The organism is Longimicrobiaceae bacterium (assembly GCA_035696245.1).
Classification (GTDB): domain Bacteria; phylum Gemmatimonadota; class Gemmatimonadetes; order Longimicrobiales; family Longimicrobiaceae; genus DASRQW01.
The window spans coordinates 1-9,374 of sequence record DASRQW010000423.1; the positions used below are offsets into that span (position 1 = coordinate 1).

Consider the following 9,374-nt stretch of genomic DNA (forward strand, 5'->3'; position numbering starts at 1 on the left):
CGTCTCTACCCACTCCGCTCCCATCCCTCCTCCTTGGCCCCTGTACCCTTTGTTTACCCGGCGGCAGTATAGGACACACTTGTGGGTAATGGGTAGAGCTGCTTGGGAGAGGGTTTCGTGCCTGCGCTTCCGTCGAAAGCCGTTTCGCGGTAGATACATCGGATGGCCGACGATGACGTCGCCACGGTCGTTGCGCCGTGCGGCGTCTCTTCGCCTCCGCTCGCCATCAGCGAGATCGCATCTTCCGACAGATTCGATTCAATCGACGCATCCCCGGCAGAGAAGCAAACGAAATCGCCCGATCCCAACCGAGATGAGACTCGGCCCGGACCGGGCGATTTGTCGAGCAGCGACTGGCGCGAGGGGCTCCGCGCCGGAGGCTTGGGGTTAGTCCGCGAAGGCGGACTTTGCGCAGTCGTTGCCGCGGTTTCAACCGCCCGGCATCCCCGGCTGTTCATCTCCCGCATCGTTGGGCCGCTTCTGGCGAAGCAGGCGACTGGGTTGGGAGACGAAAGCCTACCGCGCGAAGTCGACCGCGCGGGTTTCGCGGATGACGACGACCTTGATCTGGCCGGGGTACTGGAGCTCGGCCTCGATGCGGCGCGCCGTCTCCTCGCTGAGCCGAGTCATGTCCTCGTCGCTGACCTGCTCGGGCGTGACCAGGATGCGCAGCTCGCGGCCGGCCTGGATGGCGAAGCAGCGCTCCACGCCGGGGAACGAGGTGGCGATCTCCTCCAGCTTCTCCAGGCGCTTCACGTACGTCTCGAACATCTCGCGCCGTGCGCCGGGGCGCGAGCCGGAGATGGCGTCGCCGGCGGTGACCAGGAAGGTCTCCGGGTAGAGGTGCGGCTCCTCGTCGTGGTGCGCCTTGATGGCGTTCAGCACCTGCGGGCCCTCGCCGTACTTCTTGCACAGGTTCCAGCCCAGCTCCACGTGGGTGCCCTCGTGCTCGTGGGTCATGCCCTTGCCCACGTCGTGCAGCAGGCCCATGCGCTTGGCGAGCGTGGCGTCGAAGCCCATCTCGGCCGCCATGTTGCCGGCCAGCAGCGCCACCTCCTTGGAGTGCAGCAGCTGGTTCTGGCCGTACGACGTGCGGAACTTCAGGCGCCCCAGCACCTTGACGACCTCGGGGTGCACGCCGTGGATGCCCAGCTCGTACAGCACCTCCTCGGCGGCCTCGCGCATGCCGTTCTCCACCTCCTTGCGGCTCTTCGCGACCACGTCGTCGATGCGGCCGGGGTGGATGCGCCCGTCGCTGACCAGCTTCTCCAGCGCGATGCGCGCCGTCTCGCGGCGGATGGGGTCGAAGCCGGAGAGCACCACCGCCTCGGGCGTGTCGTCGATGATGACGTCGATGCCGGTGGCCTGCTCGAAGGCGCGGATGTTCCGCCCCTCGCGGCCGATGATGCGGCCCTTCATCTCGTCCGACGGAAGGGAGACGACGGAGACGGTGGTCTCGGCCGTGTGGTCGGCGGCGATGCGCTGGATGGCGAGGGAGATGATCTTCTTGGCCTCGCGCTCGCCGTCGCGCCGCGCCTCCTCCTTGATCTCGCGGACGCGCTGGGCGCCGGTGGCGCGCGCCTCCTCCTCCATCTCGTGCATGAGCGTGCGGCGCGCCTCGTCGCCGGTGAGGCCCGCCAGCGACTCCAGGCGGTGCTGCACCTCGGCGAAGCGGCCGCGCAGCTCCTGCTCCTGCGCCTCGGCGGCCTGCTCGCGCGCGGCGATGGCCTCGGCACGCTTCTCCTGCGCCTGGCCCTTCTCCTCCACCAGGTGGAACTTGCGGTCCAGCGACTCCTCGCGCTCCTGGAGCCGGCGCTCCACGCGCTCGATCTCGTCGCGGCGGCGGGCCTCCTCGCGCTCCCACTCCTCCTTGGCGCGGAACGCCTCTTCCTTGCCGGCCAGCACCTCGGCCTTGCGCAGGCTCTCGGCCTCGCCCTCGGCGGCCGAGCGGATGCGCGCCGCCTCGTCGTTCGCGGTCGCGCGTGCGCTGCGGAGGCGCCCTTCCAGCAGGCTCTTGCCCACCATGAAGCCCCCGGCGCCCGCCACGAGGGCGGCCGCCAGGGCGATCAGAATCGTTTGCATCTGAGTTTTATTTCCGGCACGGGCACGAGGCCCGCGGCAGGGTACAATAAGGCGCGGTGGCAGAAACGGAGTTCCTCCTGCCACCGTCGCATCCCACGCATGACTGTCGGGCGTATGCGCGCGGCGAAGGGGCCGCACGAAAAACATACCGAAGTCGCACTTGCATCCGCAACCCCGGTGCCACGGCGGCGGGTGCGGCTTGTCGGAAGATGGCGGGCGGCGTAGCTTCGCGGGTTCCCCTTCCTCACACCCCGGAACCGCCGCATGACCGACCGCCAGCACCCCGAAGCCGAGCACGAGTACGTCCTGGGCACCGACCGCGACGAGCTGGTGCGGCTGGGCTTCCAGCACCAGGTGTGGCGCGGCGAGGCCGCCGCCGGCTGGGAGGCGGGCGGCTTCGGGCCCGGCAAGGCGCTGCTGGACGTGGGTTGCGGCCCCGGCTACGCCACGTTCGACCTCGCCCAGCTCGTCGGCTCGCGGGGGCGGGTGCACGGCGTGGACGCCAGCGCGCGCTTCGTGGCCGAGCTGCGCGCGCAGGCGGAGGGGCGCGGCCTGGCCAACGTGTCCGCGGAGGTGGGCGACGTGGAGCGCCTGCCCCTCGCCGCCGCAAGCTTCGACGGGGCGTACGCGCGCTGGGTGCTCTTCGTCGTGAGCGACCCGGACGCGGTGGTCGCCTCCGTCGGGCGGGCGCTGCGGACGGGCGGGACGTTCGTGGTACACGACTACTGTCATTACGAAGGCGCGTTCGTCTCCCCGCCCGCGCCCGTGTTCGCCCGCGGCTTCCGCGCCGTCGCCGAGAGCATCCGCGCGCACGGCGGCGATCCCGACGTGGGCGCCGCGCTGCCGGCGATGATGCGGCGCCACGGCCTGGAGCCCCGGTCGGTGCGCCCCATCCAGCGCATCGCCCGCCCCGGCACCGCGCTGTGGAAGTGGCCGGAGACCTTCTTCGACAACTACTTCCCCTCCCTCGTCGAATCCGGCCTGCTCACCGAAGCCGAGCGCGCCGAGTTCATGGACGGCTGGCACCGCCGCGCGAACGACCCCGCCTCCTTCTTCTGGACCCCGCCGATGATCGAGATCGTGGGCGTGAAGGGCTGACCGCCACGCAGACCGCTGCCCGATATCGCCGGCCCGATCTCGTACGAATCTCGAACGAAAACGAAACCTCGCCCTGAACCATGCAATCGACCGAAGCACCGAGGTTCACCTGGGACTGGTCGGCGCGGGATCACCTGGCCGTGCGCCGCATCCTGTTCCGCAGGTCGCCCATCCGCTGGATCATCATGGGCTTCTCGCTCCTCAGCCTGGTGGTCTTGGCGACGTCCATTGCCGGCGCCGTATCCGAACATCGCTCCGTGGGCAGCATCCTTTCCGAGAACGCCCGGTGGATCGGCATCTTCCTCATGTGGAGTGTGATCCTGCCCTGGTGGGGCCGCCGCGCCAGCGTGCGCGCGCACACGAAGCTTCACAGCGGGCCGCAGTGGCTCGCTCTCGGCACCGACGGGGCGGAGGGTGGCTGCGACACCTGCTCGACGGCCCTGAGATGGGACCGGTTCTCGCGGGTGGTCGAGACCGCCGAGTTCTTCCTCATGTATTACAGCGCCAATTGCGCCGTGTATCTTCCCAAGCGGCTCCTTTCCACGCCGGCCGAGCTGGACCACATCCGTGGGCTTCTCCGCGAGCGGATGCCCCACGCGTCGTTCACCTCCCACGCCTGAACGAAACTGCCTGGGGCAGAGCGGCGGGGACGGGGAATGCCGGCGCTCCCCTGCGGCGCCCATCGGCACGGCATCTGCGCGGTTCGGCCCCGACTCTCACCCGGAGGAGCTCGTATGCTCGGTAGATTCTTGACGGTCGTCCTGATCTTCGCGGCCGCCTGTGGGCCCCTGCGCCACGGGAGCGCGCCCGAGGCCGATTCCGGCCCGCTGCGGCTGTGCGTGCGCAACGCGACGGTGGGCTACGGAACGCTGGTGGCTCGCGCGGGCAGCACGCGCTTCGACGTCGATCCCGGCTCGGAGGTCTGCAAGCCGCTGATGGGCATCACGCAGGCTACGGTGGTGCTGCGGGCGAGGACGAACGGCGGCGGCTCGGCCGGTCCGCTGTCGTACGGGACCACGCTGCTGCCCGGCACGTCGAGCTGCTGGCGCTGGCGGCTGGGCAACTCGGCCTCCACGCAACTCGACCTGCTGCCGTGCGAAGAGCCCGCCTCCGGCACCTCGTCCGGCGACACCACTCGGCACCGTTAGCCGCACCCGCCGTCCGCCCGCTTCGGGCAGATGCGCCCGCTACCGCGCATCTGCCCCACATCTCACGTTCGCGATTCCCATCCCGCGGACGCACCTCACATCTCCCGTGCCGGCCGCACACATGGTGGATCTGCTCGTGGTTCCCGACTTCCTCGACGCCGCTGCGCACGGGGAGCTGATGGCGGCGCTCCGCGAATCCGCGGGGGCAGCGGCAACGGTGCTCAGCGCTGCAGCCGGGGGTGCCGTCCACGCGAGCGTGCGCAAGGCCACACGCGTAGCCGTCCCCGCCGAGGTGCGCGAGGCCCTGCGGCAGCGCCTGCTTGCGCGCAAGGCGGAGATAGAGGCGCACTTCGGCGTGGCTCTGAACGACTGCGAGGAGCCGCAGTTCCTGCGCTACGAGGAGGGCGACTTCTTCGTTCCGCACCAGGACGGCAACACGCCGCTGGTGTACGACGACTCGCGCCACCGCCGCATCTCCGCCGTGATCTTCCTCAGCACGCACTCCGACGAGCCCACGCCGGACACGTACGGCGGCGGCTCGCTCCTCTTCCACCGCCCGTACTCGGAGCCCGGCGAGCCCATCCCCGCGCCCGCCACGCCCGGCACCCTCGTCCTCTTCCGCGCGGAGACCACACACGAGGTCACGCCCGTCACCCACGGCGAGCGCTACACCATCGCCACGTGGTTCAGGTAACTCATCGGCCAGGAGCTCGCAGCGTCTGAAAAGGGGTGGCGAGGAGGTGGCGTAGAGCGGCATCGTGAACTCCCGATGGCAAGTCGTAACTCGAAGGCGGAGCAACGGCTTGCGGCCTTGACCCCCCAGCCCGGAGGCCCAGATGCGGAAGATCACGTTGAAGCTGGAAGACCTGCAAGTCGATAGCTTCGAAACGCAGGCGATCGGGGCGGCGAGCGGGACCATCCACGCAATGTCGCCCGGCCTCACCACGGACTGCGAGACGGACACGTGCGAGCCGGGATCGCAGCCCCCGGTCTGCGACGACACCGTCAACGGGTCATGCCACCGCACCTGCTATCATCTGTTCGATACCTGCCAGCCGGCCAGCGGGTGCATGCTCTGCGGCGACACCGCGTTCTGCGGTTAGCCGAGTACTGGCGGCGTAGGCTGCGCTCTCCCGAGCGCATGAGAAGCGACCGAAGCGCAGACATGAAGAGGCCCGCCGCATCCCGCGACGGGCCTCTTCATCGTTTACGATCGGAAGGTGCGAGCAGGTCCGCATCCGATCCGCTCACCGCGCCTTCTTCTTCGCTCCAGCCGTCTCCGCCGATTCGGGCGGTGGGATGGGGCGGCCCGCCTCCGCGGCTTCCAACACGGCTGAGAGAGTGGCGGCGCGGCGGGCGGATTCCTCGCGGACGGCCTGGATCTCCTCGCGGGCGCGGAACAGCTCGTCCGTGATGGAGAGCGCGGCCAGGATCGCCGCGCGGTGCGGCTCCAGCGTGGGCGGCAGCGCGCGGACCGTGGCGTCCACGTGGGCGGCCACGGCGCGCGTGTACTCGGGCGGCGCGTCGGAGCGCAGGATGTGGCGGTCGCCCGCGATCTCCACCGTCACGGTGTGCCGCGGCGCGGCGGGCTTGCGGCGGCTCACCGGCCCTCCAGCACGGCCAAGCGCGACAGCAGCGCGGCGATTCGCGTACGCGCCTCGGCCGTGCGGCTCAGCAGCACCGCGTTCTCGGCCCGCAGGCGCCGCATCTCCGCCCCGTCGCCCTCGCCCGAGGATGCCGCGTCGCGAGTCACGTCTTCCAGCACGGCGCGAAGGCGCACGACCTCCGCCTCCGCGTCGGCCGTGCGGCGGCGGAGGTCGGCGAGCGTGCCGGCAGCGGAGCGGGCGGCGGCCTCCAGCCGCTCCCACCCCGCCTCGGCCGCGGCGGTAGCCTCGTCAGCGGCGGGCGATGCCATGGCGGTCCTGGAGAGCGGCGAGGACGCGCTGCACGGACTTGTCCACCTCCGCGTCGGTCAGCGTGCGGTCCGGCGTGCGGAAGCGCAGGCGCCACGCTAGGCTGCGCGTGCCGTCCGGGATCCCCTTGCCCTCGTACAGGTCGAACGGGAACACCGCCTCCAGCAGCGGCCCGGCGGACTCGCGGATCGCCGCCTCCACCTCGGCCGAAGCCACGGCGAGCGGCACCAGCAGCGCCATGTCGCGCTCCGACGCGGGGAACACCGGCAGCTCGCGGTACAGAACGCCGCGGCGGTCGGCGAGCTTCGCCGGCATGCGTGCCTCGACCACGAACACGGGTGCCGCCCACGCGGGCGCATCCACTGCCGCGGGCGCGACAAGGCCGCCGCCGCCAACCAAGTCCCCGGCGGAGACGAGGCGGAAGCGCACCGACGGGTCCGTCACGGGCGCGAGCGCATCCCACTCGCCCGGCTGCACCGCGCCCTGCGGGAACTCGGCGGACAGCTCCTCCATCAGCCCCTTCAGGTCCCACGTGTCCAGCGGCGGCGCCTCGCCCGTCCAGCTCGCGGGCCGCGACGCGCCGGTGAGGACGGCGGCGAACCGCATCTCCTCGCGCATCTCCCCCGCCCCGCCGGCTGCGAAGACGGTGCCTACGGAGAAGAGGCGCACGTCGCGAACGCCGTGGGCGAAGTTGTGCTCCACGCGCCGCAGCAGCCCCGGCGCCAGCGACGAGCGCAAGAAGCCCTCCTCGGCCGAAAGCGGGTTGAGCAGCCGCAGCGTGTTGCCGGCCTCGGGCGCGAAGGCGGCCGTGCGCGCCTCCAGGAAGCCGCGCGCCACGAACACCTCGCGCACCCGCCGCTCCACCGCGACCAGCGCGTCGTCCGGCACCTCGCTGGGGCGGAACGGGCGCAGCTCCTCGGCGAACGACTCGTAGCCCCGCCGCCGCGCGATCTCCTCGATCAGGTCGATCTCGCCCGTCACGTCCGGCCGGAAGCCGGGCACCGACACCGTCAGCGCGCCATCTCCCGCGCCCGCCGCGTCGCCGCCGTCCTCCAGCATCGCGTCGGCCGAGCCGCCGTCGCCCTCCACGCCGAAGCCGATGGAGCGCAGCAGCTCGCCGATCTCCGTCGTCGGGAGATAGACGCCGAGCAGCTTCTCCACCCGCCGCGGGCGCAGGGAGATGCGGGGCCGCTGGAACGGAGTGGGATTCAGATCGACGACCTCCTCAACCCGTCCACCCGCCACGGAGACGATGAGGTCGCACACGCGCCTCGTCGCCAGCGCCTGGCCTTCGGGGTCCACGCCGCGCTCGAAGCGGTACGATGCGTCCGTGGATAGGCCCAGGCGCCGCGACGTCTTCCGCACCGAGAGCGGGTCGAAGAGCGCGCACTCGATCAGCAGGTCGGTCGTGTCGTCGCCCACCTCGCTGTTCTCGCCGCCCATCACCCCGGCGATGCCGACCGAACGCTCGCCATCGGCAATCATCAGGTCGGTCGCGAGCAGCGTGCGCTCCGTGCCGTCCAGCGTCGTGAACTTCTCGTCGGGAGATGCGCGGCGGATGCGCACCTGCCCACCGCGGAGCTTGGCGAGGTCGAACGCATGCAGCGGCTGGCCCAGCTCCAGCAGCACGAAGTTGGTCGCATCCACCACGTTGTTGATGGGGCGCACGCCCACCGCGCGCAGCCGTGTCGCCAGCCACTCCGGCGACGCTCCGACCTTCACGCCGCGCACGACCGCCGCCATGTACCGCGGGCACCCGGCGACGTCCTCGATCACAATCTCCACCCCGGCGGACGGCAGCGAGCCCGTTGCCCCGGCGGACACGATCTGCGGGAACGTCGTCGGCGCGTTCGGGAAGCTGGGCAGATGCACGTCCTCCGCGCCGCCGGGCGCCGCCTCGCGCGCGACGCCCACGTGCGACAGCAGCTCCGGGCGGTTGGGCGTCACGTCCACCACGAGGCGCGCGTCGTCCAGCTCCAGCGCGTCGCGGAAGCTCGTGCCCAGCGCGTACTCGCCCGCCAGCGTCATCAGCCCGGCGTGGTCGCGGCCCAGGCCAAGCTCGCGCGCGGAGCAGAGCATACCCTCGCTCGCCTCGCCGCGCAGCTTCGCCTTCTTGATCGCCAGCCCGCCGGGCAGCGTCGCGCCCACGGGTGCGAACGGGTAGAAGCGTCCCGCCTCCACGTTCGGCGCGCCGCATACGACCTGCAGCGGCTCCCCCGCGCCCGCATCCACCGTGCAGATGCGCAGCTTGTCCGCGTTGGGGTGCGGGCGCACGTCGGTCACGCGCGCCACCACCACGCCGCCGATCCCGGCGCCCAGGTCCACGATCTCGTCGACCGGCGCGCCGAGGAGGGCGAGCCGGTCGGCCACCTCCTGCGGCGTGCCCTGGATGGCGGGAGCGAGCGCCTTCAGCCAGCGATACGAAACGTTCATCTATCCACCCGGTCGGTCGTCGTCGGAATCATCGAAGGCGTTCGGCGGCGCTTCAGGAGAACTGCTCCAGGAAGCGCACGTCGTTCTCGTACAGCAGGCGGATGTCCGGGATCTTGTAGCGCTGCATGGCGATGCGGCCCGGCCCCATGCCGAACGCGAACCCCGTGTACCGCTCCGGGTCGATGCCCACGTTCTCGAACACCTTGGGATGCACCATGCCGCTGCCCATGATCTCCATCCAGCCCGTGCCCTTGCAGGCGCTGCACCCGGTGCCGCCGCAGATCTGGCACGACACGTCCACCTCGGCGCTGGGCTCCGTGAACGGGAAGAACGACGGGCGGAAACGCGTCTTCGTGCCCGGCCCGAAGAACCGGCGCGCGAAGGTGCTGATGGTCGCCTTGTAGTCCACGAACGTGATCCCCTCGTCCACCGCCAGCCCTTCCAGCTGCTCGAACGCCGGCGCGTGCGAGGCGTCGAACGGGTCGCGGCGGTACACCACGCCGGGAACGACCACGCGGATGGGCGGCTTGTACTGCTCCATCACGTGCGCTTGCCCCGGCGAGGTGTGCGTGCGCAGGACCACGCCGTCGGCCAGGTAGAAGGTGTCGTGCATGTCGGCCGCGGGGTGGTCGAGCGGGGTGTTGAGCTTGGTGAAGTTGTACTCCGCCGTCTCCACCTCGGGCCCCGCCACGCGGCTGAA

At 71.0% G+C, this 9,374-nt stretch carries 10 protein-coding genes; 5 read left to right on the forward strand and 5 right to left on the reverse strand.

The genetic code is table 11. From position 1 onward, the window contains the following. Positions 1–516: 516 nt before the first annotated feature. Entirely contained in the window at positions 517–2,082 is a 1,566-nt protein-coding gene (gene rny / locus VFE05_18930; protein HET6232156.1) for a ribonuclease Y, read from the reverse strand. Positions 2,083–2,346: 264 nt separating this feature from the next. Between rny and VFE05_18935 the strand changes: the two genes are divergently transcribed. From VFE05_18935 to VFE05_18955, 5 genes are all read left to right on the forward strand, one after another. Further along, positions 2,347–3,180: a methyltransferase domain-containing protein gene (locus tag VFE05_18935; protein ID HET6232157.1), complete on the forward strand. Its 834-nt coding sequence runs from the start codon at positions 2,347–2,349 to the stop codon at positions 3,178–3,180. 185 nt (positions 3,181–3,365) lie between these two features. After that, a complete protein-coding gene (locus VFE05_18940) occupies positions 3,366–3,800 on the forward strand; it encodes a YcxB family protein (GenBank protein ID HET6232158.1) in 435 nt (144 codons plus the stop codon). Between the two features lie 114 nt (positions 3,801–3,914). Further along, on the forward strand, positions 3,915–4,328 hold the full coding sequence (locus VFE05_18945; protein HET6232159.1) for a hypothetical protein: 414 nt from the start codon (positions 3,915–3,917) through the stop codon (positions 4,326–4,328). 121 nt (positions 4,329–4,449) lie between these two features. Further along, positions 4,450–5,022 carry a 2OG-Fe(II) oxygenase gene (locus tag VFE05_18950; GenBank protein HET6232160.1) on the forward strand — a complete coding sequence of 191 codons (573 nt, stop codon included), beginning with the start codon at positions 4,450–4,452 and terminating at the stop codon, positions 5,020–5,022. Positions 5,023–5,164: 142 nt separating this feature from the next. Next, positions 5,165–5,431, forward strand: coding sequence for a pinensin family lanthipeptide (locus VFE05_18955; protein ID HET6232161.1), 267 nt, complete (start codon positions 5,165–5,167; stop codon positions 5,429–5,431). Between the two features lie 144 nt (positions 5,432–5,575). Here VFE05_18955 and VFE05_18960 read toward each other — a convergent pair whose 3' ends face one another. The 4 genes from VFE05_18960 to pheS form a co-directional block, all read right to left on the reverse strand. Further along, the gene (locus VFE05_18960; protein ID HET6232162.1) at positions 5,576–5,932 is read right to left on the reverse strand and encodes a cell division protein ZapA; all 357 of its coding nucleotides are present in this window, start codon (positions 5,930–5,932) and stop codon (positions 5,576–5,578) included. Next, the gene (locus VFE05_18965; GenBank protein ID HET6232163.1) at positions 5,929–6,243 is read right to left on the reverse strand and encodes a hypothetical protein; all 315 of its coding nucleotides are present in this window, start codon (positions 6,241–6,243) and stop codon (positions 5,929–5,931) included. Before VFE05_18965 ends, VFE05_18960 begins: the two co-directional genes overlap by 4 nt. Further along, the gene (gene pheT / locus VFE05_18970; protein ID HET6232164.1) at positions 6,224–8,674 is read right to left on the reverse strand and encodes a phenylalanine--tRNA ligase subunit beta; all 2,451 of its coding nucleotides are present in this window, start codon (positions 8,672–8,674) and stop codon (positions 6,224–6,226) included. The genes VFE05_18965 and pheT overlap by 20 nt, the downstream gene beginning before the upstream one ends. 52 nt (positions 8,675–8,726) lie before the next feature. Then, positions 8,727–9,374: phenylalanine--tRNA ligase subunit alpha (pheS, locus tag VFE05_18975; GenBank protein HET6232165.1), on the reverse strand; the 648-nt coding region annotated here is incomplete at its 5' end.

Bases quoted from the DNA above. Each gene is read 5' to 3' on its own strand.
- rny (HET6232156.1), bottom strand. From the start codon at position 2,082: ATGCAAACGATTCTGATCGCCCTGGCGGCCGCCCTCGTGGCGGGCGCC.
- VFE05_18935 (HET6232157.1), top strand. From the start codon at position 2,347: ATGACCGACCGCCAGCACCCCGAAGCCGAGCACGAGTACGTCCTGGGC.
- VFE05_18940 (HET6232158.1), top strand. From the start codon at position 3,366: ATGGGCTTCTCGCTCCTCAGCCTGGTGGTCTTGGCGACGTCCATTGCC.
- VFE05_18945 (HET6232159.1), top strand. From the start codon at position 3,915: ATGCTCGGTAGATTCTTGACGGTCGTCCTGATCTTCGCGGCCGCCTGT.
- VFE05_18950 (HET6232160.1), top strand. From the start codon at position 4,450: ATGGTGGATCTGCTCGTGGTTCCCGACTTCCTCGACGCCGCTGCGCAC.
- VFE05_18955 (HET6232161.1), top strand. From the start codon at position 5,165: ATGCGGAAGATCACGTTGAAGCTGGAAGACCTGCAAGTCGATAGCTTC.
- VFE05_18965 (HET6232163.1), bottom strand. From the start codon at position 6,243: ATGGCATCGCCCGCCGCTGACGAGGCTACCGCCGCGGCCGAGGCGGGG.
- pheT (HET6232164.1), bottom strand. From the start codon at position 8,674: ATGAACGTTTCGTATCGCTGGCTGAAGGCGCTCGCTCCCGCCATCCAG.